Raw genomic sequence first — 26,530 nt, 5'->3', positions numbered from 1 at the left:
ATCTAGGTCGCGGTCGCGAGGCGCTCGACCCACTCGGAGGCTTCTTGCACGGCCTGCGTCGCGAGCGATTCGTCCACGGGGACGCCGTGGGCCTCGAGCGCGGTGAGATCGTGCAGCTTGGCCAAGGTCAAATGGGCCGAGGGCGGGAGGCGACCACGCGGCAAAAGATCGCGGTAAATGGCGGCGACGAGCGCCGTATGCTCGAGGGCGGGGGGACCACCATCGGCATCGATGAGCGCCCGCACGGCCGCCGCGAGGCCCTCGTAGGCCGCGCGCACGGCGTCGCTGGCAAAGCCGGCCTGCAGCACCACGCGTGCCAGGCGAAGGCGATCGTGCGCGCGCCCTTTTTGCTGCTGGTGGGCATGGTTCGGCGGGGGCGCGGTCGCGGGATGCGCGGGCGGCTCCTCGTTCGACTTGCCCGACACCGCGGGCGCAGGCAGATCGGCCGAGGGCATCGTGTTCGGCGCGACTTCCATGGTGGGAGCCTGCGCCGGGTCCTCGACGTGGCCCAGGATGTCGCGCACCTGCTTCAAGAAGAGGGCAAACGTCGGTGCGTCGAGCGCCTCGACGTCGCTCGACACATCGAGCGCGGCCGACTGCACGTTGCGCTTGCCGGCGAGCATCTTTTCGATGCCCCACTCGATGCCGTTCTCCGCGCAGAGGCAAATGACGGACACGCCGCGCGTCTGCCCCATACGGTGCGCGCGGGCGGTGCGCTGATCGAGGCGCGCCGGGCTCCAGGGCAAGTCGAGGTGGATGACGTACGTTGCCACCTGCAAATTGAGGCCGACACCCCCGGCGTCCGTGGAGAGGAGCACGCGCACGTTTTCCGACTCGCGGAACCGATCGAGCAGCGCGGGTCGCCGATCCGTGGGGATGCCACCGTGCAACGTCACGTGCCCGATGCCCTGCGCATCGAGCCGCTCGGCGGCGAGGCGCAGCATGTCGGTCCACTCGGAGAAGACGAGAACCTTGCTCGTTCCCTGCGTGGCAATTTCCCCGACGAGCGCCTCGAACTCGTCCAACTTGGGCGAGCCTTTGCGCAGCGGATCGCACAGTTCGAGCGCGGAGCAGGCTTGGCGCGCCTTCACCAAGGACGCGACCAGCTTTTTCTGCTCCTCGGGCTTGAGCGCCCGACGCTCGGCGATGGCCATGATGCGCGAGGCGTCGGCGCGGTATTCCCCTTCGAGCTCGCTCTGCTCGGGTAGCATCGTCGTGTAGCGCGTTTGCTGCGTCAGCGCGGGAAGCTGCGTGAGAACGTCTTCCTTGCGGCGGCGCAGAACGGCCGGTGAAATGCGGCGACGCAGCTCGGCGAGGTTTTTGTAGCCCACCACGCGGCCCTTCGCGTCCTGCTCGTGGAAGTCCAAATTGAATTTCCACAGGGGGCCGAGCAAATCCGGATCGAGAAGCTGGGCCAGCGAATACAAATCATCCAATCGATTCTCGACCGGGGTGCCCGTGAGGATGAACGCGAAGCGCGAGGGAATGGCCCGCAACGTCGCCGCCGTTTTCGTGCGGAAGTTCTTGGCCCGCTGCGCTTCGTCGTAAATGACGACATCGGCGTCGAGCGCCTGCAGGCGCGAAAGCTCACGCCAGGTCAATTCGTAATTGAGAATCTTGTACGGCGCGTCCGAGGCGAGGCGCTCGCGCCGTTCGTCCGGATCGCCGCCGATGACCACGGCGCGCTGGCCGGTGAAGCGCTCGAGCTCGCGCTGCCATTGGTGCTTCAGCGAGGCGACGGTTACGATGAGCACGCGCGAGGCTTCCCCGCGCTGGCGCAACACCTCGCAGGCGGCAATGGCCTGCGCCGTTTTGCCGAGGCCCATGTCGTCGGCCAGCATCGCGCGCGTGGCCGACACCAGGTGCATCGCCCCATCGCGCTGGTACGGAAACAGCGGGACACGCAGCACATCGACCCCGAGCCGGTCGTGCGCGTGGGCCTCGCGCACCTCGACACCGCGCGTCTCCTGCCAGGCGCGGTTTCGCAGCCGCTGCAGCGCGGGCACGACGGCACGCACGACGCGCAGGGCGTCACCGGTGACTTCCGGCTCGAACAGATCGCGGTGGGCGGCCTTGGCGATGGGCACGAGGCGGTTCGAGCCTTCCGGCTCACGCGCCCAGCCGAGCAGCGCGAGCTGCTTGTCCGTGACGCGCCCGAGCAGCTGCACCGACAGGCCCCCCACGGCGTGCACGGTCACCGTGGGCCGAGAGGGGGTGCGTGTGAGCTGGATGAACTCCGAGCGCATGGCGCGGTTGTTCCATACGGCGCGCCGGACGGCTTCCAGGTGCTTGCAGGTGCCGAGATCGTTCCCGAGGAAGTCCGCGCAGGTGCAGGTGTCGTCCGTGGCGGTGCCGGTGACGATGTCGACGTCGTAGCCGGTGCCGCTGGAGCCGGAGACGCGGTACGTGCAATCGACGGTCTCGCCGAGGGGCACGATTTCGAACGCCTCCACATGGGCTCGGTGGATGCGCGTGGCCACCTCGAACTGCCGCACGGTGGCGGCATGCCCGTAATTGTCGCAAGTGGGTGCTTGGTGGCGGACCGGTTCGAGCTGGATCTTTCGCATGCGCGCGAGGCTCTTTTTTGCCGCTGTTCGCGATCACCCGCAAGGGGTAAACACGGAATCGGAGGTGCTTGCTCATGTCCAAACTGCGCTTGCGGATCTCGATTTCCCTCGACGGCTTCGTGGCAGGCCCGAATCAGAGCGTGAAGGACCCCCTCGGGATCGGCGGCATGCGCCTGCATGAGTGGGCGTTTTCGCTCGATGTCTGGCGCAAGGCGCACGGCATGGAAGGGGGCGATAGAACGGAAAGCTCCGCGGTGGTCGAGGAGTCGCTGAAGAACATCGGCGCCACCATCATGGGCCGCAACATGTTTGGCGGGCACCCCGGCCCCTGGGCCGCGAAGGAGTGTTGGGACGGCTGGTGGGGGAAAAATCCGCCGTTTCACCACCCCGTGTTCGTGCTGACGCAGCATCCGCGCGAGCCTCTCGTCCTCGAAGGGGGCAACTCGTTCACCTTCGTCACGCACGGCATCGAGGCCGCGCTGGAGGCCGCGAAGAAAGCGGCCGGCGGGCGCGATGTGGCGCTGGCGGGCGGGGCGAGCGCGGCAAGGCAATACTTGGCGGCCGGGCTCGTCGACGAGATGGAGCTGCACCTCGTCCCGACGCTGCTCAGCCAAGGCGAGCGCCTGTTCGACGACGCGGCGGATTATTTGAGGGGCCTTTCGCTGGTGCATACGGTGGCCGCCCCCAATGTGACCCATCTCAAGTTCGCGAAGTTCGCAAAGCGGTAACGGAGGCGGCCATGGACGACGACGGGACGATTTCGCGGCGCGGTTTGTTTCGGAGTGTTGCACCGGGGCTGCTGCTCACGGCGTGTGCCTCGGACGCGAAGGAGGAAGCGGTCGTCTCGGCGGCGGCAGGCAGTGCGGTGACGGCGGCGCGGCATCCGTTGGACCCCCTTTCGAAGGAGGACATCGAGGCGACGACGGCCATTTTGCAGGCCGCGGGCCGCATCACGCCGCGCACGCGGGTGACGCCGTACCGGCTGCTCGAGCCGGACAAGGGCGCCGTGCTCGCAGGCGGCCCCGTGGAGCGCGAGATCGCCGTGGTGCTGCGCGACTACGAGCGGCACCTCACGGTCGAGGCCACGGTGTCGCTGACCAGCGGTGCGATCACGCGGCTGCGGGAGCGGCGCGACGTGCAGCCGGCGTTCACCTTGGAGGAGGTGAACGCGGGCATCGCGGCCACGATGGGCGATTCCGCGTTTCAGCGGGCCATCCGTGCGCGCGGGCTCGACCCGTCGGACGTGGTCTTGTACCCGTGGACCGCCGGCTACCTGGGGCCGGAGCACGCGCCGGGCCGCGGACGGTTTCTGCGCCTCGAGGCGGCGCTGCGCAAAAAGCCGAACGACAATTTCTACGCGCACCCCATCGAGGGCGTCGTTTCCACGATCGAGCTGGATACGCTCACCGTCGAGATCGACGATCACGGTGCCGTGCCGGTGCCGGAGCGGCCGAGCGAGTATACCCCCGAGGGTATCCGCGATCCGTCGAATGTCCCGTCGTTTCCGGCGGGCGTGCGCCGCGACGTGGTCCCCCTGGCCATCACGCAGCCGGCGGGGCCGGGCTTCGACATCGACGGCCACATGGTGCGCTGGCAAAAATGGCGCGTACGGGTGGGCTTTTCCGCGCGCGAGGGGATCGTGCTCCACCAGGTGGAATACGACGACCGTGGCCGGGTACGTCCCATTCTGTACCGCGCGGCCTTGTCGGAGATGTACGTGCCATATGGCGATGCGTCGCCGTCGCACAACTTCAAGAATGTGTTCGACGCCGGCGAAGTGGGCATTGGCGTCAGCGCCAACAGCCTGATGGCCGGTTGCGATTGCCTGGGCGAGATACGGCACTTCGACGCCTTCGTGAACGACGGCGCGGGCGGCGTGGTCACCTTGAAGAATGCCATTTGCCTGCACGAGGAGGACGTGGGCGTGCTCTGGAAGCATGTCGAGTTCAACCCCGATGGCTCGCCGCGCACGGAGATACGTAGGTCCCGTCGCCTGGTGATTTCGTCGATTTCGACGGTCGGCAATTACGAGTACGCCTTCTATTGGCACTTCTACCAAGACGGGACGATCCAATTCGAGGTCAAGCTCACCGGCATCATGGCCCCCGCGGCCATCGCACTGGGCCAAACGCCCATTTCGGGAAATTTGGTCGGCCCGGGAGTGTATGGCCCGAACCACCAGCACTATTTCAATGTGCGGATGGATATGATGGTGGACGGCGTCAACAATTCCGTGGCCGAGGTCAATAGTGAACCCATCCGGCGCGGGACGAGCAACCCGCGCGGCAATGCGTGGGTTGCCAAAGCGACCATGCTGCGAAGCGAGCAGGAAGCGCAGCGCACCATCGAACCGCGCACGGCGCGCTATTGGAAAGTGATGAATACGAGCTCGCGCGCCGCCTACAAATTGGCGCCGGGCCCCAATGTATTTCCCATGTTTCTGGAGGGCTCGCCCCAATGGCACCGCGGCGGTTTCGCGCACAACCATTTCTGGGCCACCGCCTACGACCGCGACGAAATGTATGCCGCGGGCACCTACCCGAATCAGCAGTTGAACCCCGGCGGCCTACCCTCGTACGTGCAAAAGAACCGCCCCCTCGTCGATGCCGATTTGGTCATCTGGTACACCTTCGGAACGCACCACGAAGTGCGCCCCGAGGATTGGCCGGTCATGCCGGTGGAGTGCGCGGGTTTCAGCCTCAAACCAGCGGGCTTCTTCGACGGCAACCCGGCATTGGACGTCCCCGCGCCGGAGTGCCATTCGCACTAAAATTCGAGAGTAGACAACGCTCTTTGAAGGGGCCTCCAGCGAAGCGAGGAGGCCCCTTCACCTTCGCCGCATCGACCGGCGACGCGCAATGTTGTGTACTTTCGCTTTCCCCATCGCCGGCAAATCAATGATGCCAATTGGCGGATGCATGCCTCTAACTTGCGCTTTGATACGCGAAGGCTCATAGAGAGTCCGATTGGATATCGGTGCTCCGACTTCCGACGACTTGTCGCGACGTCGCGAATTTTCTCACGGCTCGCATCATCGCGAGTTCGCGCGATGATAGGACAGCCTTACCTTACCTTGGGTCGCACGCGTGATCATGACGCGAACAATCCTCGTTCACAACATTTGCACCTCATAAAGGAGTTTGCATGAGCACACAAATAGATCCCTCTCACTTGGAGGCCGGAACGCCCGAAGACGCGGAGGTCGCGCCGATCATCCGGCGAACAATTGAGTTCGTCCCGAACGGACCTGAAAAAGTACGGGGATGGATTCCGCTCATTATAGCCTTTGACTTTCCGTCTCTAGAGAACGAGCCGGGGGAGGACTAAGAGCTGCACCCTGATTATTGGACCAAATCGTAACCACGAGCCGGCCGTCCTCTGGCCGTAACAACGCCGGAGGGCGCCCGGTCTCGCGGGAGACCAATGAAGAGACGCTCTGCCCGCTGCCACGAAAAAAAGGAGAATTTCGCCCATGAACACCTCTGACATACATTTGCAAGACTGGTTTCACCCGATTGAACTAAATCAGTTCCGGCAAGAGATTCTTGGTCGTCAATTGTTGTCAGTTCCACCGCGGGCCGGATTCGCCGAGCAACTTTTGGACGCGCTTCGAATCCGAACGATGAAGGATGCGTTCGACCTTGTGCAGCGGGGCGCCAGAACGGTCGCTTGGTTCCAACGCATGGACGGCACCCAAACGTCGGCCCCCGTTCCGCTCGAGGCCGCGCGACGCTTGTATGAAGCCGGCACGACACTCTATGTGCGGGAAATACGCGAGTACGGGCGTCACGAACAGGAAATGGCGAATCTTTTCGGCGTATCGCCAACTTCTGTCCAATTCACACTATTTTGCACTCGACGCGGGGGCACGACCGCCATGCATTTCGATGCGGCCGATATCATCACTGTGCAGCTCAAAGGGCGAAAGGTGTGGCGGATCGCGCCAAATGCCTTTGCACCGCTTCCGCTGCTCGGATGGGATCCTTCCAAGCCAGTCCATCCCTCGCAGCGACTTTACGCTCCCGGCCCACCACCTGTGGAGCTACCTGCAAACGCTACAATTATCGAGATGACCCCTGGCGCAGTCGTGCATATGCCACGTGGCTTCTTGCACGAGACAGCATCCGTCGATGAAGATTCGCTCTCGTTGAACATCACGATCGTCTCTCCCACCCGCGCTGAAGTCGCGCTCCACGTTCTAAAGAACGAGCTGCTTCGTGACGAATGGTGGAGAGAACCCGCCTATAACCTTCAGCGTAACGATGCAAGCGCCCCTGCAATCGCTCGCGCAATATCCACTCGATTGTCCGAAGCGACCTCGCGAATCTCGCCGCAAGATGTTGCCCCAGTCCCAGCAGGCGTCCGGGACGCTATCACAACGCGATTCTTGCGCGCCGGCCAGGCATCCTTCGGGGTCTCGTCGTACGATCGCGTTCGCGGAATAGCCTTCACGGAGATAACGCGTTTTGAGTATCATCGTTCTGCGGTCGAGCGCGTTGAGCTACCGATGGCATTCGTCCCCGCCTGCGACTGGGTCAATGGTTTGACCACAGGCAACTCATTCGACGTCAACGATCTCGTTCGTGCCGCTGGCGTCACCGCGAGCGACGCCACACGCATTCTGCGCCTGTTGGAAGACTGCGGGCTCGTGCGCATCAAAGAGGGGGCGACCTCGTTGTTGAACGCAAATTCGGAAATTGCGCCCGAGTACCATCTGGGGAATTCGCAATAATTGCGCAGACTTACTCATTGCGCCATGTGGCCACTTTCGAAGGGGTGGGCGCCCGCGAACCCGGGCGCCTGAACCCCGGCGGCCTACCGTCGTACGCGCAAAAGAACCGCGCCCTTTCGTCGATGCCGACTTGGTCATCTGGTACACCTTCGGACCCCACCACGATGTGCGCCCCGAGGCCGGTCATGCCGGTGGACGGCAACCCGGCATTGGACGTCCCACCACCCGAGTGCCATTCACACTCGGCTGGCGCGCCGCAACCGGGCTGCCTTGGGTCCGTATCCCGCGCTAGTGGGAACGGCGCCTCGGGCGTTTTTACCGCAATTGGCTACCGCGTGCGCGTGCCTACCGGCCGTAAAAGAAGCCGATCCCACCATTCGCGAGCGCGATTTGCGTAAATCCAATTTTGGATATCGAAGCATGACCGGCGTATGCTTGGCATGGACGTCGATATGGAGCTCCGATGCTCCGTATTGGCGAGGAGCTGGTCACCGCTCGAGTCCTGCCGATGAATTTTCGCCTGCTCGTCTTTCCACGTGCACTCTGGCTTGCGTGCCTCCTCGCGGTGGCGTTGGCGCTGCCCTCCGTCTCGGCGGGCTTCTATTTCGATGACCAGTTGGCCGTGTTGCGCCTCGAAGGCATTGCACCGGACCCTGCGCCGGGGCCATGGCAGCTCTACACGTTCGCAACGGGGGAGCCGGGCCAGCGGCAGTTGATCGTCGACCGCGGCCCGCTTCCGTGGTGGACGCATGACGAGCTGCGCCTCTCCTTCTTTCGTCCGCTGTCGAGTGCGCTGCTCGCGTTCGATCATGCGATCGCCGGGCGGCATCCGCTGCCATACCATCTCCACGCGATCGCGTGGTACGTGGCCGCGGTCATTGCCTCCGCGATGCTCCTGCGGCGCCTGTTGCCAGAGCGCGAGGCGGCGCTCGCAACGCTTCTCTTCGCGATGTCACCCGGGCATTGGATGCTCGCGGCGTGGCCGTCGGCACGGCACGTCGCCGTCTCGGGCGTGTTCGCCCTGATGGCCATCGGAGCGCATCTTCGTGCGCGGACGCGCGCACAACCGCTTTCGCTGGGAGCTCTCGCGTGCACGGTGCTGGCTCTTGCCGCGGGCGAGACGGGGCTCGGCGTGTTCGCGTACGTCGCGGCCTACGAAGTCATCGGGCGGCGCGAGGCCATCGCCCTCCGACTCCAAGCGCTCGTGCCGTGGGGAACGCTTTTCCTGGCGTATGCGACGCTCTACAAAGCACTGGGATTCGGGGCGCGAGCCTCGGGCGCATACCTCGACCCCATCGGGCAGCCCGCGGAGTATCTCGCGCTCTTGCCATCGCGGCTTGCCGTCTACACCGAGGCCGCCCTCGTCGGCGTGCCCTCGGTGTTGAGCGCGATCATGCCCAAGTCGACCCCGATTCTCGCGGCGCTGGGTGCCGCGGCCGCCATCGCGCTGGCGCTCTTGTTTCGGCGCGCGTGGCTCACGCTCGCGCCGGAGCTGAGGCGCACCTTGGCGTGGCTGCTCACCGGTGCTGCACTCGCGGTGCTTCCCGGGGCAGCCGGCTTTCCGGGCGATCGGGTGCTCTTCTTGACGAACATCGGCGTGACCTCCGCCCTGGCCATCGTGCTGCTTCACGCGGGCGCGCGGGTCGACCGTGCCACGCCCGTGTGGCGGCTACCGGCAGCGCGGACGGGAATCGGGCTCTTCGGGCTACTGCACATCGTCGTGGCACCGCTCCTCTTCGCGGCGAGCGCGAAGAAACTCGCGTCCGTGTCGCACACCGCAATGGATGTGGCGGCACGCGCCGAGATCCCCGCACGCGACGGAGTGAATGTCGTCGGCATTGGCATGTCGGATCCGATCCTAAGCATGTACCTCGCCAGCGAACTATGGCTGGCACCGCGTCCCGAGCCACGTCCGCGCGTCGTTCGGCCGCTCAGCGGGGCGCCATGCGACCATATCGTCAAGCGCACGGACGATCGGACGCTCGAGATCACTTTGGTAAAGGGTACGCTGTTCGACGACCTGTTCACGTCCTTCGTTCGGCCGAACGACGCGCCGCTGCGCGCGGGTCATGTCGTGTCACTCGGCACCTGGATCGTGCGCATCGTCGACGACGACGCGGGCCGGCCCACACGCTTCGCCGTCACGTTCGATCGATCGGTGGACGATCCGTCCCTCGCTTTCGTCGTCTGGCACGACGGAGCGTTGCGCGCATTCACCGCTCCCCCCGTCGGCCACGAGGTCACGGTGAAGCACGAAGCCGGGCCGATGGGAATTTGACCCCGAGCCAATCCCGTCTAGTTCGGAGCGTCGTGGCAAGCCGTACAGCCGGCGGCGCCTCCCGGTGCACCGCTATCCATCGTGCAATCCGCGGGCACATCGAAGAATTCCTTCGAAACCGGGTGTGTCGAGAAATTCGAATATTCGATGAAGAAGCCCTTGGGCCAATCCTGACAGGATCCCCCGCCTCCGAAAATGCGCGGCATGTGATCGGCGCGTCCGAAGACGTAATTGAAGCATCCTTGCAGGCCACCGTCCAAGCGCTCGGATTCCACGGCAAGCCGCTGTTGGTCGCTCGTCGAGCCGTGCGCCTGGGCGACCGCCTTCGTGCTCACGAGCCAGTCCGGGCGCGGTGCGCCGAACTCGGCGGATAGTGAACAGTGTCCGTTGGTGGGAATGAAATAGATCCGACCTTCGCGCATCAACATCGTACCGGCCGTGCCGATGGGCGGGCCGGGTCGGCCGCCCGCGGGAGGCACCACGTCCGTGCGCATCGCGCGCAGTTTCCAATCATAAGATACGTGGCCGGTCCACGTGTTTGTCGTAGCCCCATTGGAGTCGACATCGGACCATTTGATATCGGCATTCCATTCATCGGGCCACACGGGAATGCCACCGTCCGAAGAGGTCACATCGGCCGAGTCGGCATTGGGAGGCCGTTCCCCTTTGGACGTCGAGTCGGAGCACGCAGCCATCCATGCGGCAAAAAAGAGGGGAAAGGTGAATCCTACATAAGCGATTGTCGATTGCATCGTGCCGATCGATTTAGCCTACGGAAACGACTTGGCAACGAATCGTATGATTTCGTATCGGGTTGACGTTCCCCTGACGATTGTTTGTCAGACATCGCCATCGTGACAGAGCGGACCGTACTGTCCCACTGTGAGTCTCTCCGAGCGTCAGCGAGACACCGTGTTAGTTGCGCTTCATACGCGCGAACATGCCCTTTTGGGCGTCGTAGAGGCGGGTGAACTCCATGTGCTGCGCGTCGTAGATGGCACGGTTCGCCGGGGTGGGCTCGAAGGTGCGGTGCACGGGGACGAGGGAGCGCACGTCTTCGAGGCGGATGGCCTGGAGGGACAAGGCCACGAACAAGGCCATGCCGCGCAGGTTGGCGTGCAGCGGCTCGTCGACGCGCTCGATGGTGCGGTCGAGCACGTCGGCCATGATTTGGCACCAGAGATCGGCCTGGGCGCCGCCGCCGATGATGCGGATCGGATCGAGCCTTCGGCCGGTGAAGCGCTCCACGGTGCGATGGAGCCAGCGCGTGTTCTGCGCCACCCCTTCGAGCACGGCGCGAATCAGGTGGGGGCGCGAGGTGCCGAGCGACAAATTGTGAAAGCCGCCGCGCGCGTTGGGATCGTCGATGGGGGAGCGCTCCCCATTGAGCCACGGGGTGAAGATGACGCCGTTCGCACCGACGGGCGCCTGCGCCGCCAGCCCCGTGAGTGCATCCCAGGGGATCTCGTCGTGCGTCGCGACGCCATTGGTCGAGGCGAGCACGTTGTCGCGCAGCCACCGCAGGCACTGCCCCGCGCTATCCTGATTGTCCGCCACGAGGTACCGATCGGCGCGAAGGCCAGGAACCGTGGCGATTTGATGGAAGACGTCGGTTTTCTTGTACGGCACCGGGCAACTGATCCACGACGTGGTGCTCACCGCGAGGTGCGGCTCGTAATCGAGCACCGTGCCCGCGCCAATGCCCGCCGAGTGAAGATCGGGCAAGCCGGTGAAGACTTGGACCGACGCGGGAATGCCCAATTCCGCGGCAACGTCCGCGCACACCGTGCCGACCACCGACCCGGTGGCGACGAGTGGCGCGAGCTTCGCCGGGTCGACCCCGGCCTTGCGCACCAGCGCTGCATCGTACGCGAGCGTCCCGCAGTGGCGATTGTCCGTGAGCCACGCGGCGGTCATCGATGCATGCGATGCCGCCGCCACCCCGGTGAAGCGCATCGAAAGGTAGTCGACCGGCTCCAGGTACCAACGCGCGGCCTGCGCAACGTCGGGCTGGTCGTGGGTCAAATGCAGCATATGCCCAATGGGATCGGCGCCCGACGTCGACGGGATCCCCGCCGTTTTGCGGATCCACAGGGCCAAGGCCAGAGGCCCGTAGCCTTGGAGAAACCCGCCGACACGGCGCTGCACGTGAGGCCCGCCGCGCGTATCCATCCACATGATGCAATCGCCGACGGGCTTCCCCGATGCATCGACGGGAACCGTGCTGCCCCATTGCCCGGTGACGCCAACGGCAACGATGCTTTCGGGCTGCACCACCCCGGACGCGATGGCCCTGCGGGTCACGTCCGCGATGATTTGCCACCACTCTTCCGCATCCTGCACGGCGCCCCCGCCCTCGAGAAACCGCGTTCGAAGGGAAATGCACTCGCGAAAGACGACGTGCCCGCCCAGCGACAGCAATCCCACTTTGAGACCGCTGGTCCCGAGGTCGATGGCCAGAACGAAGCGACCGTCGCCGCCCCAGGCCGCGCCCGCGTGGCCGTTCGTGCCCGAGGTCACTCGGGCACCGCCTGGTGCGAATCGAGCATTTGCGCCATGAAGGCGCGAATGAACTCACCGGCCTCCGGCGTCATTCCGCCCGGAATACCGCCATAAATGGCCCCGCTGCGCGGAGCATCCCCCGTGTGCCGTTTGGCATAGGCCACGGCCTCGGCGAGGTCCTTGGTGAAGTTCTCCACCACTCCGGGCTGCGTTTGCGGGCGCGTGACCGCCATGTGAATGGCATTCGGGTACTGCTGCCCATTGAAGCGCCAGCCGCGCTCGCGCATGAAGTCGTTGACGTGGTAAATGTCGAACACGTCCGAGGTGAGGCTGAATAGAAACGTGGGCTTGCCCAAAATGCGCAGTTCCGGGTGCGAGCGCACGGCCGCTTGCATGGCCGCGGACGCCTCGAAAATGGCCTTGGCGTAGCGCATGTACCCTTCCCGCCCCAATTGCACCATGGCCGCCCACGTGGCCGCAATGAGCCCGCCGGATCGCGACCCCTCCATGCCGGGCGACATGTATTTACCACCGCTCCACTCGGGCATCATGAAGTAAATCGCGTTACGTATTTCCTTGTCGCGAAAGAGCAACGTCGACGTACCCTTGAGGGCATATCCGTATTTGTGCGTATCGGCGGAAATACTGGTCACGCCGGGAATGCGGAAGTCGAACGTGGGAATGTCGTAGCCGAGCTGCTCGCCAAAGGGCAAAAGGAAGCCCCCCAGGCATCCGTCGACGTGCAGACCGACCTTGCGGGCCAGGGTCACCTCGGCGAGCTGCGAAATGGGGTCGATGGTGCCATATCCGTAATTGCCGGCCGAGCCGACGACGACCACCGTGTTGTCGTCGATGTTCTTGGAGACCCAATCGACGTCGACGAGGGTGGTGCGCGGATCGATGGGGGCCGTGCGCAACTCGATGCCAAAGAGGTGCGCGGCCTTGTCGAAGGCCGGGTGCGCCGTCTCTGGTTTGATCATGTTCGGATGAACGACGCCGCGCTTTTGGCGGGCGTATTCACGGTAGGCGAGCATCGCGTGCAGGATGCTGCCCGTGCCGCCGGTGGTGACCATGCCCGCGGGGGTCGTGCCCTGGATGGCGCCGGCGTTGAACAGGTCGAGCGCCATGGCGATGATTTCGCCCTCGAAGCGGGTGGCGCTGGGGCACATGTCGCGCTGCAGCACGTTCTCGTGGCCGAAGAGCGCAAAGGCCTGATTCAAAAAGCGGTAATGCTCGTGGTCGCCGCAATACATCGTCCCCGAGCATTTCCCGGTCTCCCACACCGTATTTTCCTCGGTGGCGAGGGAGCGAAGCTCGGCGAGGATCTCCTCCCGCGGGCGGCCCGTTTCCGGCAATCGCCGAAGAACCGGAAAGCGGCTTTGGTACGGGTAAAAGTTGGATTCGTCGATTTTCATGGGTCGATTCCTCGGGGTTCGAAACGGCTAAAAGCGGGCGGCCACGGCGATGCCGCGCGTATGCGGAAGGACGAGGGGCGAGAGCCACGCTCGGGGGGCCGGCGCAGCCTCGAGCGCGCCCGCACGGTAGCGTTCGCGCGCGCGGAGGGCTCCCGTGGGCTGCGTGAGGATCTGAAGCTCGCTGAGCGCGATCCCGATGCCCGCCGAGAGCGCATTGTTGCCCCAGTCATCGAGCGCATACCCCAGGCTGGCGCCGAGCCCCACGTTGAAGCCAATGGCCACGGCGTGGCTGTACCAGGCGATGCCGGCCGCCTCCTGATCCGCGTCGCGCTCGAGCAGCGCCTCCGCGCGGGCCAGCGCCTCGCAATCGGCGGGCGCCGTCGCGTCGAGGCTGCGGGCATCGCGCATCACACGGAGGGGAAAAAGCAGGAGAATCGCCGCGGGCAGCAGGGAGACGCCGCTCCACACGTACCCGCCGGTGCGTGCGTTGGTGTCGCTCTGGAAGGCCGCGAGGGTGAGCGACCCTGCCGCCACACCGACGCTGGTGAGGCCCCAGCCGAGGCTCCACGTGCGTGCGTTCGCGGCGTCGCGCTCGAGGTGCTCGCGGATGAAGCGCACGCGCACCTCGGCATCGGGACACCTCTCCTGCGCCGCGCCGACGGACGGCGCGGCGAGGCACACGGGTATGGTGAGCATGGTGAGCACCAAGCCGCACCGGCGCATCCTTTACGACTTGGGCCCGAGCGCGAAGTCGGCAATCTGGTTGGCCATTTCACCGTAAGGCGGCGTGAAGGCGTCGAACAAATCGCCCTTGCCGCGCACGAAGACGCCGCGCGGGTTGGAGAACTCGCGGAAGCCGTCGATGCCGTGGTGCCGGCCGGTGCCGCTTTCGCCGATGCCGCCGAATCCGAGCGAGGGCACCGCCCCGTGCGCCGCACAGGCGTTGATGCAGGCCCCGCCGGAGATGGTGCGCCCGAGGATGTCCTCGGCGACCTGCTCGTCGGCGGCAAAGACGTAGAGTGCGAGGGGCCGCTCGCGGCCGTTCACGTAGTCGATGGCCTCGTTCAACGAGTCGTACGACTTGATCGGCAGAATGGGGCCGAAGATTTCCTCCTGCATGAGGGCGAGATCCTCGGGCGGGTCGAGCACGAGCGAGAGCGGCATGCGGCGGGTGGCGCGGTCGACCTGCGCATCGTTCTCCAACGTGATGACCTCGCAGCCTCGCGTGCGTGCCTCGGCGAGCATGCCCACGAGGCGATCGAGGTGGCGTTCGCTGATGATGCCGGCGCAGTCGTCCGAGCGCGAATAGCCAGGCATGCGCTCGAGCATGTGCGCTCGCGCGTGGCGCACGAAGTCGGGCACGCGCGCCCGCGGCACGAGACAGTAGTCCGTGGAAATGCACATCTGGCCATTCTTGATGGCCTTGGCCCCGAGGATCTGCGCGACGTTCTCGGCGGTGATGGCATCGTCGTGGAGCAGCACGGGGCTCTTGCCGCCGAGTTCCAAGGTGACTGGCACCAGGTTCTGCGCGGCCGCCTTGGCCACCTCGCGTCCGATGGCCGGGCTTCCGGTGTAAAGCAGATGGTCCCAGCGCATGTTGCAAAACGCGCGGGCGAGATCCACACCGCCGGCGACCACGGTCACGTGATCGGGCGCGAAGGTCGCCGCGATCATTTCGCGCAAGACCTCACCACAGGCGGGCGTGTACTCCGAGGGCTTCATGATGGCGCGGTTGCCGGCGGCCAGCATCTCGACGAGCGGGCCGAGGGAAAGGTCGAAGGGGAAATTCCACGGGACGATGTTCCCGATGACGCCCTTGGGCCTGCGGCGGATGGTGGCCCGTGCGGATCCGAAGATCGACGGATCCGTGAAGCGCTCTTCGTCGGCGGCCCACACGGCGACGTTTTCGGCGGCGTACATGGCGCGGGTCACGACGCCAAGCACTTCGGCGAGGTCGCTGAAGGCCTCCGGGTGCACCGAAAAGTCGGCGCGAAGCGCTTCCTTGATGCGTGCGCGGTGCGAGGTAATCATGCGAATGAGCGCCGCGATGTGGCCACGGCGTTCATCGATGCTGGGGTAGAGGCAGCGCACGAACGCGGCCTTCTGCGCGGCAAAAGCCTGGTGCAAGTGCGCGATGGCAGCTTCGTCGGATGTCGGCATGGGTGGCTCTCCTCCAAACAGGGACGCTAGGTGCCGCGGAGAAGGCTGTGAAACATCTTTTCCGGAACCGATTTACAATCGTTTGGCTGTGGATCTGCACACCCGAAAACTGCGCTATTTCCTCACGGTCGCCGACAAGCTGAACTTCAGCCGCGCGGCCGAGCATCTCAAAATCGCGCAGCAGGCCCTGAGCAAGCAGATCGCCGAGCTGGAGGAGCTGGTGGGGGTGCCGCTTTTGCGACGGACGACGCGCAGTGTGGAGCTGACCCCGGCAGGGCGGATTTTTCTAGAGTCGGCGCGCACGGCGCTGGAGGCGCTCGAGGCAGGTGCAGCGGCGGCCGAACGGGAGGGGCGCGGCGTGACGGGAACGTTGCACGTGGGCTTCGTGCCGGGTGCAGCCCTGGAGCTGACAGGCGCCATTTTGGAGGAATTCCGCGGGCAGCACCCGAACATCGCGCTCGACCTGCGCGAGTTCGCGCTCGAGGATCCATCGGCGGGGCTCGCGGAAGGATGGGCCGACGTCGCGTTCATCCGCCCGCCCGTGACGCTGTCGCAACTCGACTTCGAGCCGTTGTTCACCGAGCCCGTGGTGGCCGCCCTCGCAAAGACGCACCGCCTCGCGGGCCGCACGTCGGTTCGCGTGGGCGAGCTCCTCGACGAGCCGATCGCCGTGGCCCGCTCGACGGATCCCGCGTACCGGGCGCAATGGAGTTTGACGGCGTTCCGCGGCGGCGGAACGGCGCGCATCATCGACACGAGCTCCCAAACCGAGGAAATCGGCATGGTCGCCATGGGCCTCGCCTGCAGCGTCACCCCCGCCGCCGTCGTGCGCTTTTTGCCGCACGCCGGTGTCTCCTACGTGCCGGTGGAAGACCTTCCCGGCAGTACCCTGGGCATCGGCCGCCGCCGCGATCGGCCCAATCGATTGAGCGACCATTTCGTCGCCGCCGCGCGGATCGTGAGAGAGAAAGAACGAGCGGTCATCGAGGCCATCGAGCATCCGTTCGCATGCCAGAAGCCCATCGACGGATGACACGGCGCTCGGACATATGGATGCTCACCGTCGCGCTGGGGCGCACGGCCGGGCGGGATGCCCTTCGTGCGGCCCTTCCAGTGTATTTGGCGCTCTTCGTCGTGTGGCAGGTGTTGCTGAACGAAGAGGCCATCGAGGTACTGTCCTCGCCTCGCTATGGAAGCGTCCGGGCCGTGATGTGGATGGTCTGGCTCGTCTTCACCCTGCCGGCGGCACGTGCGCTCCTTGCATCGCCCTCCACGTTCTGGCTTCGCTCCTTGCCCATTCGCCACGCGACACTCTTGCGCGTTCAAGCGGGGTTTCTCGTGTTGGCCGAGCTTCCGTGGGGATACATTTGGGGGCGCGGCAGCGGGCTGCTTGCGGGAGGCGCGGTCGTCCTGATCGCGGCAACGGCCCATGCGGTCATGATCGCCCCGGGTCTATCGATCCCTCGCATCGTAGCTGGGGTCGTCGCGGTGGCGGCCATCGTCGCTCCCTTACCCACGCGAGCTCGATGGGGTTCGCACGATACGGCGTGGCTCGCGTCACTCGCGATCGATGGTTCGTCCTTGGCGGTCCTGCCCCTCGTGCTCGGCGATACCTGGGCGCGTGCCCCGGAACGTGGACGCCGAACCCACTACGTCTGGGTTCGCCGCAGCTCACGCTTGCTCACGCTGGCAACCGCCGTCGGCGCGATCATCGTGCGGGGGCACACGGCGATTTTGGTCCGTGGCGCGTCACTGGCCGTGGCTTCCGCGACCTGCGCCTACGCGGCCTTCCGTGCGGGCGAAGCGACGACGGTCGGAGCCCAAACGGCCCTCGCGAACGCATTCGGGGTGCCGGCCATCGTGCTCGCGTCCTTCGGCGTCGCTGGGCCGCTCCTTCGCGCGGAGCGCGGCATGGCGTGGTTGCTCGACGCCAACGCGGTCCCGGCACGTCAACGCCACGTCGCGACGGCCATGGCCGCGGCGCTTTTTGGTGCGGTACTCGCGGGGATGCACATCTCCATCGCGCTCCTCGCAGCCCGCGTGGACAGCGCGTCGGGCTTGGCGATTGCGCTCGAGAGCATCGTGACGGGGGCATCGAGCGCCGCGATCACCGTTCACGCCTCGCGTTGGTGCATTCGTGACGAAGCACGGGACGCCAAACGCGTGCTCGCGGTGGCGGCGCTCTTCGTGCTCGTGGCCGCCTTTTCCGCGATGGCCTTGGAGCAAGCCATGCCCATCGTTTGGCTATCCGTCGCGCTCGTGACCGTGTGCTTTTTCCCGCGCGCCTTGCGGAGCCGAAACCATCGTCCCCTGCTCGCCTCATCGTCCGAACCATGCTCGAAGTAGACACGCTCACGAAGTACCTCGGCGGTCGCCGAATCCTCGACGCGGTATCGTTCTCATGCGCCCCGTCGCAAGTCTTGGCGATTGTCGGTCCCAACGGAACCGGAAAATCGACCCTGCTGCGAATCGTCGCCGGCGTCATTCTTCCAGATCGCGGACAGGTGCGCGTTCGCGGAGTGTCCGTCTCGGGCGACGACCCGGCCGGGAGGCGTGGAATCGGCTATGTCCCCGATGCCACCGAGGTGCTGCCCGAGCTTCTCGTGTGCGAATTCGTGAATCTGGTCGCCGCGCTCAAGGGTGTTCGCGACGAGGGTCCACGGGCACGACGCCAACAGCTCGGGCTCGATGAAACCTGGAACCAGCGCCTGGGGACACTGTCGTTCGGACAGCGCAAACGCGCGTTCCTTCTCGCCGCTCTCCTGGGAGATCCGGACGTTCTCGTCCTCGACGAGCCCTCGAATGGGATCGACCCAGAGGGGATAGGGCTCGTTGGAACGATCTTGCGCGACCATGCGCACGAAGGCGGTGCGGTCCTTCTATCGACGAACGATATGCCGTTCCTTACATCGCTCTCCGCGACATCCATGATTCTCGAGAACGGGACGCTGGGGGCGATTTCGCGGAACGCGCGGTAATAGCGCTGCAGCCCGTGCCCCGAGCGTCAACCGCCCCCGGTCGTGGAGTGGGGGGCCGCGACGGGTTTCGATTGGGGAGAGCCGCGTTCGCGGAGCACGATGGAGAGAAGGACGAGGCAGGCGATGGAGAAGAATTCGCTTTGCCAATTCTGAAATGACTCGAACCAGAATTGCGCCGTCCCGACGTAGACGAACGTGGTGACGACTTCTCCACCGTGGCGGAGTTGCTCTTCGTTGTACTTGCTTGCACCGCCCACAGCGTGAAGCGCGAACGAGAGGGCGAAGAGGAAGAGCAACGCGAGCGAGAGGGATCGCTGATAGAGCGCGAGCACGATGCCACCCCGCCGCACGGGCCACGGTGCGTTCGGGTCGCCGCGTTTCTCGTTGGGGTCTTCGTCGACGTCCGAGGGGCCGTCGGTCGCCTTCGACTCGGACGAACCCCGTTGGCGAAGAAACTTGGTGAGCACCACGAAGAGTGCAATCTGCAAGAATTCGCTCTCCCAGTTCTCGAAGACGGCCTCCATGAAGTCGCCACTGGCGAGGTACTGGCCGAAGGTCGCAGGGATGTCGTGGTGAACGCGTGCTTGCTCGTTGGCCACGTGGAAGCCGGTCAGGGCTTGCCCGATGAACGAGCCCAAAAAGAGCAGCAGGGCGGCGACCGAGAGACCATTCTTGCGAAGGAACTTCGGCCACCGCCCTTCTCCGCGCGGCCATACGCTGCGATCCCTTTCACGGGGGGCCGCCACGACGTCTGGCTGCCCCCTCACGACTCGATCCGCGGCGTTCCTGACTCTCGCTGCGGCTTCTCGGCGAGCTTTCGTCCGCCAAATCCACCCGTGGTGGTGGGTGCAATGGCCAAATGCACGACCTCGTACTTGCGCCCATGGATGTTCATGTTGCCCGCATCCCGAGCGCGCTTGAGGATCTGCTCCATCTGCCGCAACGCCATGTTCCGCGTGGGCGCCTTGCATTCGCAGCCGGCCACCAGCGGGCAATGGGCGTGGACCATACCGTCCTCTTCGTATTGGAGGATGATGGGAAGGTTTCGAAGCGAGTTCACTGGCAAGTCCTCCTGATGAGAAACTGGCCCCCCAGGTGAACGGAGTTCGTTCGTCGTGCCACCCGCACGATCCGCGCCAACCATCGGTTCTCGAAGGAGCCGCCTCCGACGGGGCAGGCGACGGAGGTATCCGTCGAGGCCGAGAGGCAAAACGCTACACCGCGCGAGCGCTCGAGCACGCCGGCGGACGCCCGCGCTTTTGGAGATGGCCGTCCGAGGGGGGGCCCCTGGTTTCGGAGTGAAGCACGACTCGGATGGGGAGAACCGCGCGCGACGGGCGGAGGGCAGATACACGGGTGCGTGATCGCGCTCCGCGCAATCTCAGACGTGCTTCTTCTGGCCTTCTCTCTGCCAGACAAAAATGAGGGTAGAAAAGGTCCGGTGGATGCGAGCAGATTTTGCTGTTTCCCCAACGAGGACTTCGGCCACCGGTCCGCGCCCACAGCGCTTCCCGTCACCGGCCACGTGTCGTTCCCGATAGCTGGACGCCGTTGGGCGTTGGTTCCCTGCCTTCTCGGGCACGCGGACGGCTGTTACCTCCCACTCATACCTTGCGGTAACCCATCATCTTGATCTGCGACCTTGCCAGCGAGATGTCCGGAGCAGCTCGCTCCAAGGCCTGACCCGAGGCAGTGCCATTCTCAGGCCAACCCTCATCCATCGAAAAATGTGCCGCGCCGTGCCGCGCGGCCCCTGTCCCGGACGACGTTGTGCCTGTCCCGGACACCCCGCGGCCCCCGCCGTCGTTAAGGGGTTCACTCCGCGACGCAGCGGAAGCTGCTCGCGCTTTGCACGTTGCCGCTGACGTATTTGGGCCAGGCGGGGTAGCGGCAGAGGGGGCGGGTGCGGCCGTGCGTGTCCTCGTGGAGATCGGCCATGGTCAAAGTTTCGGGGGCGGTGCCCGATTCGACCCATTGTTCCAATGCGGCCAGCGAATCGATGGCCGGGAGGAATGGCCCGGTGCCGTGGCCGACACCGGGCATCAGGTAGAAGCGAACGAATTCGTCGACGGTGGGGCCGCTGAAACGCTGGACCAAGGCTTCGTAGTACTCCACGGCGGAACCGGCGCTGATGATCTCGTCGGCAAGGCCATGCGTCATGATGATCTTGCCGCCCTTGTTGCGAAATACCGAGACGTCGCTGCTGGTGGCATCGCAGAGGGCGGAGACGTCTTGGACGCGGGTTTGGTACGCGCCGGGGTTCGAGGGATCGAGGGTCAGCGACTCGAACTTGGCATTGCGCGCAATGAAGTATTTCGCCCATTGGTCGCCGGTCACCCATTGGTTGGCGTCGTCCTTGCTGGCGGGATTCGATGGCTTGCGCGAATTGCCGAAGTCGCGCGTGGTGTACCGCCCCGCGAAAACGGCGCCCGCGAGGATATCGTAACCCGCATACCGGGTCACGCCATTGGCCAGCGGATAGGGCAATGACAACGGCGACGCGACGGTTTGCACCGTGGCGATTTGCGCATCCGACAAACAGGTATTCCCGGTGTCGGCGCCGTTCGCGCAGCGTTCCGCGCTCAGGATCGCCGCCGACTTGGCCCGGCAGGCCACCACATTCGCAATGAGGCCGTCGGTCGCACCGTCCAACGCATCGCACGCGGCCATGACCGCGTTTTGCAGGTGCACGATCTTCGTCTTGTTCAGCCAACCGCTCCCATTGTTTCCATAGAGCGCGCGCCCCAATCGGACATTGCTCAGACGCACGGCGGTGTAGTTCAAGGCCGGGCGATTCACCACGATGCCATCGTAGTCCGCCGGCCAGCGCTGTATCACGGTGAGGCCATCGCGCCCCCCCGTCGAGTTCCCGTAGAAATACGTCCTCGTGGCGGGCGCCCCATAGCGTGCTTCGATCAGCGCCGCCGCGGCATCGCGGGTCTTCTTCAGCGCCAATCCGCCGTAGTTGGCCAACGCTTCGTCGTTCGCGGCAAAGGAGCCGTCCGTGATGCTCTTGCTTTGATGCCCCGAGTCGTCCCCGAAGGTCACGTACCCGCGCGCGAGGGGTATCGGCGTCCCGACGGGCGCCATGTCCAATGGGTCCACGCCCGAGATCAGCGTGCCATCGAATCCACCGCCCCCGTATTGCAACGCCTTGCGGTTCCAATTCGTAGGCAGGTTCACCTGGAAGTAAATCGACGGCGCCTTGGGATCCGTCGGCGGGATGTGCCCATTGACCTGGCAGTACTCACCGCTCGAGGCGATAAGCTTCGCACTGTCCACCCGCGGCATCGTGCGAAGCGCCGTGCACGCGGACGCGGCGCTTTGCAGAACGACGGCCGGAGGCGGCGAGTCGGCGGGCCCTCCTCCATCGTGACAAGAAACGATGCCGACCACGCCGACCCAACCCCAAAGCGAAACGCGCTTGCCCATGGATGGGCGCGATTCTCTCACGCCCCCGGCTTCAATTCTCCTAGCATCGTGGGAATCAGCTCCGATACCGTCGGGTGAATCCCAACGCTGCGCTGCAATGTCGTATAGGGAGCGTCCGCGTACATCGTATCGAGAATACCGTGGATGGCCTCGTCACCCTCGATGCCAAGGATGGTGCCACCCAGGATTTTCTTGGTGGCCGCATCGACAACGACCTTCATGAAGCCCTGCGTTTCGCCCTTTTCGACGGCTCGGCCAACGCGCGTCATCGGGCGCTTGCCAACGAGGTAGGGCTTACCCGTTTTCCGGACCTCGGATTCCGTGAGGCCCACGCGACCGAGCGGTGGATCGACGTAAAGCGCGTAACAGGGAATGCGATAGCTCACACGACGCGGGTCGTCATCGAGCAGATTGGCGGCGATAATTTCGAAATCATTGTACGACGTGTGCGTAAACGCACCGCGGCCGTTGCAGTCTCCCATCGCCCAGATGCCTGGCACGTTGGTCCGCAATTGGTCGTCCACCACGATGTAGCCGCGCTTGTCGAGGGTGACACCCGCTCGGTCGAGACCGAGGTCGTCGGTGTTCGGCCGACGGCCCACGGCGAGCAGCACGTGCGATCCCGTCACCGAGCGGTCACCGGCCGCACAATCGAGCCGAACCGTCACACCGTCGGCCTGCGCCTCGAAGGCCATGCACTCGGCGCCCAAACGAAACTCGATGCCTTCGTTCTCGAGAATGCCCTTGAGCGCATCGGAGACCTCCTCGTCCTCGCGCGCGACGATGCGGGGGCCTTTCTCGATGACTGTGACCTTGCTGCCAAAGCGCCGGTACATCTGGGCAAACTCCAGCCCGATGTAGCTGCCGCCGATGACCACCAGGTGCGGCGGCAAGAAGTCGACCTCGAGCATCGACGTATTCGTGAGGTACGGAATGCGATCGATCCCCGGCAGCGGCGGGATGCTGGCGCGCCCGCCCACGTTGATGAAAATGCGCTCCGCCGAGAGGCGTTCCTCGCCGACCACCACGGTATCGCGCGACTCGAAGCGGGCGTGACCTTGCAGAACGGTGCAATGTTCCATGCCGCGGAGCCACTTCTCCACGTTGTTGCGCGCGTTGGTCGCCACCGTTTGGGCCCGCGCCTTGACCTTGGCCATGTCGATGCCGACGGCGCCCTCGACGAGGACCCCGTAGTCGCGGGCGTGCCGCACGACGTGGGCGGCCCGCGCGCTGGCCACGAGCGTCTTCGTCGGCATGCACCCTGTGTTCACGCACGTGCCGCCGAAGAACTTGCGCTCGACCAGCGCAACCTTCATCCCCGCGGCGGAGAGGCGGCCTGCCAGGGAAGGGCCCGCCTGACCGGCCCCCAGAACGATGGCATCGAAGCGCCGGGTCATGGGCGCACCTGCATGGAAACTAGGGAAGAGCTCTCGTTGTTCATGGTGCCCTCGACGATAGCGGTTTCGGAGACGGCTTCACGGACCATCTCCTTCGTAGATGATCAACGTCAAACGTTTGCCGGTTTACCAGATGATTCAGCGGAAGCATGCTGTAGCCATGGAAGTGAGGTTCTCATCATGATGACCGTTCGACCGGCCCAAGAGCGCGGCCACGCCAACCACGGTTGGCTCGACAGCTTTCATAGCTTCTCCTTTGCGGGCTACTACGACCCAGACCATATGGGGTTTCGCGCGCTCCGCGTCATCAACGAAGATCGCGTGGCCAAGAGCCAAGGCTTCGGCGCTCACCCGCACCGCGATATGGAAATCATCTCGTACGTGCTCGACGGTGCCTTGGAGCACCGCGACTCGATGGGGACCGGCTCGGTCATCCGCCCAGGCGACGTGCAGCGTATGAGCGCAGGCAGCGGCGTGGTGCACAGCGAGTTCAACGCATCGAAGACCGATCCGGTGCACTTTCTCCAAATCTGGATCATCCCCGAGCAGCGCGGCATCGCCCCGAGTTACGAGCAGAAGACGTTCACCCGCGAAGAGAAGCAGGGGCGCTTGCGCACCGTCGCCTCCCCCGATGGGCGCGATGGCAGCGTCACCATTCATGCCGACGCCATCGTATATGCGGGCATCTTCGGCGAAGGACAATCGGGCGAACTGCCCCTGCGCCCCGGGCGACACGCCTGGGTACAAGCCGCGCGCGGACGGGTGCGGGTCAATGGCCGCGAATTCCAACCGGGCGACGGTGCGGCGATCACCGGCGAGGGCAGCGTCCGCATCGAGGGCATCGATGGCGGCGAGGTCCTCGTGTTCGACCTTGCGTGAGAATCGACCTTTCCCCGGGTCGAAAATCAGCCGAACGTACTCTTCGCCGGCCACCTGTACGCGCGCACCTCGCGCAGGCGGCCCAGAATGCCTTGTTCATGAGACAAAGAGACTTTCTCCATATCGTGCTCGCGGGGGCCGCACTCGTGGGCTGCCAGGCTGTTTCCGCGAGTCCGCGAGCCGTGCCGGCGCAGACGACGACCCCGACCAGTGCTTCGACGCGCGGGGAGGATCGGGGCCCCATCATCGACGTTCACATGCATGCTTATCCGGCGAATGTGGCGCTCGCGGCCTCCCTCACCAACCCGGCCACGGGCAAGGCCCTGACCGTGAAGGACGGGGAGGCGCATCTCCAGGCGTGCCTCTCCGAGATGAAACGACTGAACATCGTGAAGGGCGTGGTGAGCGGCGGGGACGGAGATCGTCTCGCGGTCGCCGCCCATTGGCGCGAAACCGCGCCCGATCGCATCTTCGCCGGTGCAGGTGTGAGAGGCTCGGCCGAGATCCCATTGCCCGACCTCCGCGTCTTGCGAAAAGACTTTGCCGATCACCGGCTGCGCGTATTGGGCGAGGTCTCCGCCATGTACGCCGGTCTCACGCTGAGCGATCCGAAGTACGACCCTTACCTGTCCCTCGCCGAGGAGTTCGACATCCCGGTATCCCTTCATACCGGGTTGGGGCCTCCAGGCATTTCGTACGACGAGTGCTGCCGCAACCTCCGCGCGAGTCACGGCAATCCCATCTGGATCGAGGAGGCCCTCAATCGTCACCCGAAGCTTCGCGTGAACCTGATGCACGGCGGCTGGCCGTACCTGCAGGAAACGATTGCCGTGATGAAGACGTACCCGCAAGTCTATACCGATCTAGGCGCCATCGATTGGATCCTGCCGCGAAGCGAGTTCCATTCCTATCTTCAGGCGCTGGTGCGGGCCGGCTTGGGCAAGCGCATCATGTTCGGATCCGATCAGATGTATTGGCCCGAAGCCATCGGCATGGCCGTCGAAGCCGTCGACGCGGCCACCTTTCTAACGCCTTCCGAAAAGCGAGATATCTTCCACGACAACGCGGTGCGATTCCTGAAGCTCTAATGGCGACAAGAAGGGTTTATGGGCGGTTCCTCCTCGACGAAAGACGCGCCAAACTGCCTCGCAGCCTGGCGCGCCAAATACATTAGCCCCTATCGGAGCTGAAGGCCGCGTCGAAGGCGGCAGACGGAGGGTCGAAGGCGAGGCGGCGCACGAAGGCAAGTGCTTCGGGTGCGCCGACGAGGCGGTCCATGCCGGCGTCCTCCCATTCGATGGAAAGGGGGCCGTCGTATTTGATGGCATTGAGCGCGCGGAAACAGTCTTCCCAGGGCACGTCGCCATGGCCGGTGGAGACGAAGTCCCATCCGCGGCGCATGTCGGCCCAGGGCAGGTGCGAGGAAAGTCGGCCCCGGCGGCCGTCACCGGTGCGCACCTTCGCGTCTTTGCAATCGACGTGGTAAATGCGATCGGCAAAATCGAAGATGAAGTTCACCGGATCGAGATCTTGCCAGACGAAATGGGAAGGATCCCAATTCAGGCCAAAGGCGGGCCGCCGGCCAATGGCCTCGAGGGTGCGCTTCGTCGTCCAATAGTCATAGGCGATTTCGCTCGGGTGTACTTCGTGGGCGAAGCGCACACCCACCTCGTCGAACACGTCGAGAATGGGATTCCATCGGTCGGCGAAATCGCGGTATCCGGCCTCGATCATCGATTCGGGAACCGGCGGGAACATGGCCACCGTGTGCCAGATCGACGAGCCGGTGAAGCCCACGACGGTGGAGACGCCCAGGCGCGCGGCAGCCCGCGCCGTGTCCTTCATCTCCTGGGCAGCCCGCTGCCGCACGGCCTCGGGCGAGCCGTCGCCCCAGATGCGCGCGGGCAAAATGCCTTTGTGCCGCGCGTCGATGGGATGATCGCACACCGCCTGGCCGACGAGGTGATTGGAGATCGCGAACACACGAAGTCGGTATTTCTCGAGCAGCTCGCGCTTGCGGCGGACGTAACCGTCGTCGGCGAGGGCCTTGTCGACCTCGAAGTGATCGCCCCAGCAGGCGACTTCGAGCCCGTCGTAGCCCCACTGGGAGGCGAGCCGACACATTTCTTCGAACGGAAGATCGGCCCATTGGCCGGTGAACAACGTGACTGGTCGGGGCATCGTTTTTCT

The 26,530-nt window shown here is 64.9% G+C and carries 20 protein-coding genes; 9 read left to right on the top strand and 11 right to left on the bottom strand.

Annotation, left to right across the window (positions count from 1 at the left end; translation table 11 throughout):
• Nucleotides 1-2: 2 nt before the first annotated feature.
• Nucleotides 3-2,567 carry a DEAD/DEAH box helicase gene (locus tag LVJ94_50755; protein ID WXB05165.1) on the bottom strand — a complete coding sequence of 855 codons (2,565 nt, stop codon included), beginning with the start codon at nt 2,565-2,567 and terminating at the stop codon, nt 3-5.
• A gap of 74 nt (nt 2,568-2,641) precedes the next feature.
• Here LVJ94_50755 and LVJ94_50750 point away from each other — a divergent pair, with 74 nt between their 5' ends.
• The 4 genes from LVJ94_50750 to LVJ94_50735 all read left to right on the top strand — a co-directional run bounded on the left by LVJ94_50750 (nt 2,642) and on the right by LVJ94_50735 (nt 9,577).
• Nucleotides 2,642-3,295: a dihydrofolate reductase family protein gene (locus LVJ94_50750; protein WXB05164.1), complete on the top strand. Its 654-nt coding sequence runs from the start codon at nt 2,642-2,644 to the stop codon at nt 3,293-3,295.
• Nucleotides 3,296-3,306: 11 nt separating this feature from the next.
• On the top strand, nt 3,307-5,337 hold the full coding sequence (locus LVJ94_50745; GenBank protein ID WXB05163.1) for a primary-amine oxidase: 2,031 nt from the start codon (nt 3,307-3,309) through the stop codon (nt 5,335-5,337).
• Between the two features lie 702 nt (nt 5,338-6,039).
• A complete protein-coding gene (locus LVJ94_50740) occupies nt 6,040-7,299 on the top strand; it encodes a cupin domain-containing protein (GenBank protein ID WXB05162.1) in 1,260 nt (419 codons plus the stop codon).
• A gap of 463 nt (nt 7,300-7,762) precedes the next feature.
• The gene (locus LVJ94_50735) at nt 7,763-9,577 is read left to right on the top strand and encodes a hypothetical protein (GenBank protein ID WXB05161.1); all 1,815 of its coding nucleotides are present in this window, start codon (nt 7,763-7,765) and stop codon (nt 9,575-9,577) included.
• A 17-nt stretch (nt 9,578-9,594) separates the two neighbouring features.
• On the opposite strand, the gene LVJ94_50730 is transcribed toward LVJ94_50735, so the two are convergent.
• The 5 genes from LVJ94_50730 to LVJ94_50710 all read right to left on the bottom strand — a co-directional run bounded on the left by LVJ94_50730 (nt 9,595) and on the right by LVJ94_50710 (nt 15,654).
• Nucleotides 9,595-10,329, bottom strand: coding sequence for a hypothetical protein (locus LVJ94_50730; protein WXB05160.1), 735 nt, complete (start codon nt 10,327-10,329; stop codon nt 9,595-9,597).
• A gap of 163 nt (nt 10,330-10,492) precedes the next feature.
• On the bottom strand, nt 10,493-12,097 hold the full coding sequence (locus LVJ94_50725; protein WXB05159.1) for an FGGY-family carbohydrate kinase: 1,605 nt from the start codon (nt 12,095-12,097) through the stop codon (nt 10,493-10,495).
• Nucleotides 12,094-13,494 carry an aminotransferase class V-fold PLP-dependent enzyme gene (locus LVJ94_50720; GenBank protein WXB05158.1) on the bottom strand — a complete coding sequence of 467 codons (1,401 nt, stop codon included), beginning with the start codon at nt 13,492-13,494 and terminating at the stop codon, nt 12,094-12,096. The genes LVJ94_50725 and LVJ94_50720 overlap by 4 nt, the downstream gene beginning before the upstream one ends.
• Nucleotides 13,495-13,521: 27 nt before the next feature.
• Nucleotides 13,522-14,190, bottom strand: coding sequence for a hypothetical protein (locus LVJ94_50715; GenBank protein WXB05157.1), 669 nt, complete (start codon nt 14,188-14,190; stop codon nt 13,522-13,524).
• Nucleotides 14,191-14,220: 30 nt separating this feature from the next.
• Nucleotides 14,221-15,654 (bottom strand): aldehyde dehydrogenase family protein, encoded by a 1,434-nt coding sequence (locus LVJ94_50710; protein WXB05156.1) that lies wholly within the window; start codon nt 15,652-15,654, stop codon nt 14,221-14,223.
• An 88-nt stretch (nt 15,655-15,742) separates the two neighbouring features.
• Between LVJ94_50710 and LVJ94_50705 the strand changes: the two genes are divergently transcribed.
• Genes LVJ94_50705 through LVJ94_50695 form a run of 3 tightly spaced genes read left to right on the top strand, consistent with a single transcriptional unit; the run spans nt 15,743 to nt 18,632 of the window.
• Nucleotides 15,743-16,687 carry a LysR substrate-binding domain-containing protein gene (locus LVJ94_50705; GenBank protein ID WXB05155.1) on the top strand — a complete coding sequence of 315 codons (945 nt, stop codon included), beginning with the start codon at nt 15,743-15,745 and terminating at the stop codon, nt 16,685-16,687.
• Nucleotides 16,684-18,000, top strand: coding sequence for a hypothetical protein (locus LVJ94_50700; protein WXB05154.1), 1,317 nt, complete (start codon nt 16,684-16,686; stop codon nt 17,998-18,000). Before LVJ94_50705 ends, LVJ94_50700 begins: the two co-directional genes overlap by 4 nt.
• Entirely contained in the window at nt 17,988-18,632 is a 645-nt protein-coding gene (locus LVJ94_50695; GenBank protein WXB05153.1) for an ABC transporter ATP-binding protein, read from the top strand. The genes LVJ94_50700 and LVJ94_50695 overlap by 13 nt, the downstream gene beginning before the upstream one ends.
• Before the next feature lie 26 nt (nt 18,633-18,658).
• Here LVJ94_50695 and LVJ94_50690 read toward each other — a convergent pair whose 3' ends face one another.
• The 4 genes from LVJ94_50690 to LVJ94_50675 form a co-directional block, all read right to left on the bottom strand.
• Nucleotides 18,659-19,399, bottom strand: coding sequence for a hypothetical protein (locus LVJ94_50690; protein ID WXB05152.1), 741 nt, complete (start codon nt 19,397-19,399; stop codon nt 18,659-18,661).
• The gene (locus LVJ94_50685) at nt 19,396-19,692 is read right to left on the bottom strand and encodes a hypothetical protein (protein ID WXB05151.1); all 297 of its coding nucleotides are present in this window, start codon (nt 19,690-19,692) and stop codon (nt 19,396-19,398) included. Before LVJ94_50685 ends, LVJ94_50690 begins: the two co-directional genes overlap by 4 nt.
• A 755-nt stretch (nt 19,693-20,447) precedes the next feature.
• Complete coding sequence (locus LVJ94_50680) at nt 20,448-22,064, bottom strand: tannase/feruloyl esterase family alpha/beta hydrolase (GenBank protein WXB05150.1); 1,617 nt, start codon at nt 22,062-22,064, stop codon at nt 20,448-20,450.
• Between the two features lie 17 nt (nt 22,065-22,081).
• Nucleotides 22,082-23,461 (bottom strand): FAD-containing oxidoreductase, encoded by a 1,380-nt coding sequence (locus LVJ94_50675; protein WXB05149.1) that lies wholly within the window; start codon nt 23,459-23,461, stop codon nt 22,082-22,084.
• Between the two features lie 180 nt (nt 23,462-23,641).
• Here LVJ94_50675 and LVJ94_50670 point away from each other — a divergent pair, with 180 nt between their 5' ends.
• Nucleotides 23,642-24,340: a pirin family protein gene (locus LVJ94_50670; GenBank protein ID WXB05148.1), complete on the top strand. Its 699-nt coding sequence runs from the start codon at nt 23,642-23,644 to the stop codon at nt 24,338-24,340.
• A 98-nt stretch (nt 24,341-24,438) separates the two neighbouring features.
• On the top strand, nt 24,439-25,428 hold the full coding sequence (locus tag LVJ94_50665; protein WXB05147.1) for an amidohydrolase family protein: 990 nt from the start codon (nt 24,439-24,441) through the stop codon (nt 25,426-25,428).
• 82 nt (nt 25,429-25,510) lie between these two features.
• On the opposite strand, the gene LVJ94_50660 is transcribed toward LVJ94_50665, so the two are convergent.
• The gene (locus LVJ94_50660) at nt 25,511-26,521 is read right to left on the bottom strand and encodes a sugar phosphate isomerase/epimerase (protein ID WXB05146.1); all 1,011 of its coding nucleotides are present in this window, start codon (nt 26,519-26,521) and stop codon (nt 25,511-25,513) included.
• Nucleotides 26,522-26,530 lie beyond the last annotated feature (9 nt).

The organism is Sorangiineae bacterium MSr11367 (assembly GCA_037157805.1).
Taxonomy (GTDB): domain Bacteria; phylum Myxococcota_A; class Polyangia; order Polyangiales; family Polyangiaceae; genus Pendulispora; species Pendulispora rubella.
This window is presented reverse-complemented; position numbering and strand designations above follow the sequence as displayed.

Excerpts from the sequence above, each read along its gene's own strand:
- LVJ94_50755 (WXB05165.1), bottom strand. The coding sequence starts at position 2,567 with ATGCGAAAGATCCAGCTCGAACCGGTCCGCCACCAAGCACCCACTTGC.
- LVJ94_50750 (WXB05164.1), top strand. The coding sequence starts at position 2,642 with ATGTCCAAACTGCGCTTGCGGATCTCGATTTCCCTCGACGGCTTCGTG.
- LVJ94_50745 (WXB05163.1), top strand. The coding sequence starts at position 3,307 with ATGGACGACGACGGGACGATTTCGCGGCGCGGTTTGTTTCGGAGTGTT.
- LVJ94_50740 (WXB05162.1), top strand. The coding sequence starts at position 6,040 with ATGAACACCTCTGACATACATTTGCAAGACTGGTTTCACCCGATTGAA.
- LVJ94_50735 (WXB05161.1), top strand. The coding sequence starts at position 7,763 with ATGCTCCGTATTGGCGAGGAGCTGGTCACCGCTCGAGTCCTGCCGATG.
- LVJ94_50730 (WXB05160.1), bottom strand. The coding sequence starts at position 10,329 with ATGCAATCGACAATCGCTTATGTAGGATTCACCTTTCCCCTCTTTTTT.
- LVJ94_50720 (WXB05158.1), bottom strand. The coding sequence starts at position 13,494 with ATGAAAATCGACGAATCCAACTTTTACCCGTACCAAAGCCGCTTTCCG.
- LVJ94_50715 (WXB05157.1), bottom strand. The coding sequence starts at position 14,190 with ATGCTCACCATACCCGTGTGCCTCGCCGCGCCGTCCGTCGGCGCGGCG.
- LVJ94_50710 (WXB05156.1), bottom strand. The coding sequence starts at position 15,654 with ATGCCGACATCCGACGAAGCTGCCATCGCGCACTTGCACCAGGCTTTT.
- LVJ94_50700 (WXB05154.1), top strand. The coding sequence starts at position 16,684 with ATGACACGGCGCTCGGACATATGGATGCTCACCGTCGCGCTGGGGCGC.
- LVJ94_50695 (WXB05153.1), top strand. The coding sequence starts at position 17,988 with ATGCTCGAAGTAGACACGCTCACGAAGTACCTCGGCGGTCGCCGAATC.
- LVJ94_50680 (WXB05150.1), bottom strand. The coding sequence starts at position 22,064 with ATGGGCAAGCGCGTTTCGCTTTGGGGTTGGGTCGGCGTGGTCGGCATC.
- LVJ94_50675 (WXB05149.1), bottom strand. The coding sequence starts at position 23,461 with ATGACCCGGCGCTTCGATGCCATCGTTCTGGGGGCCGGTCAGGCGGGC.
- LVJ94_50670 (WXB05148.1), top strand. The coding sequence starts at position 23,642 with ATGATGACCGTTCGACCGGCCCAAGAGCGCGGCCACGCCAACCACGGT.
- LVJ94_50665 (WXB05147.1), top strand. The coding sequence starts at position 24,439 with ATGAGACAAAGAGACTTTCTCCATATCGTGCTCGCGGGGGCCGCACTC.
- LVJ94_50660 (WXB05146.1), bottom strand. The coding sequence starts at position 26,521 with ATGCCCCGACCAGTCACGTTGTTCACCGGCCAATGGGCCGATCTTCCG.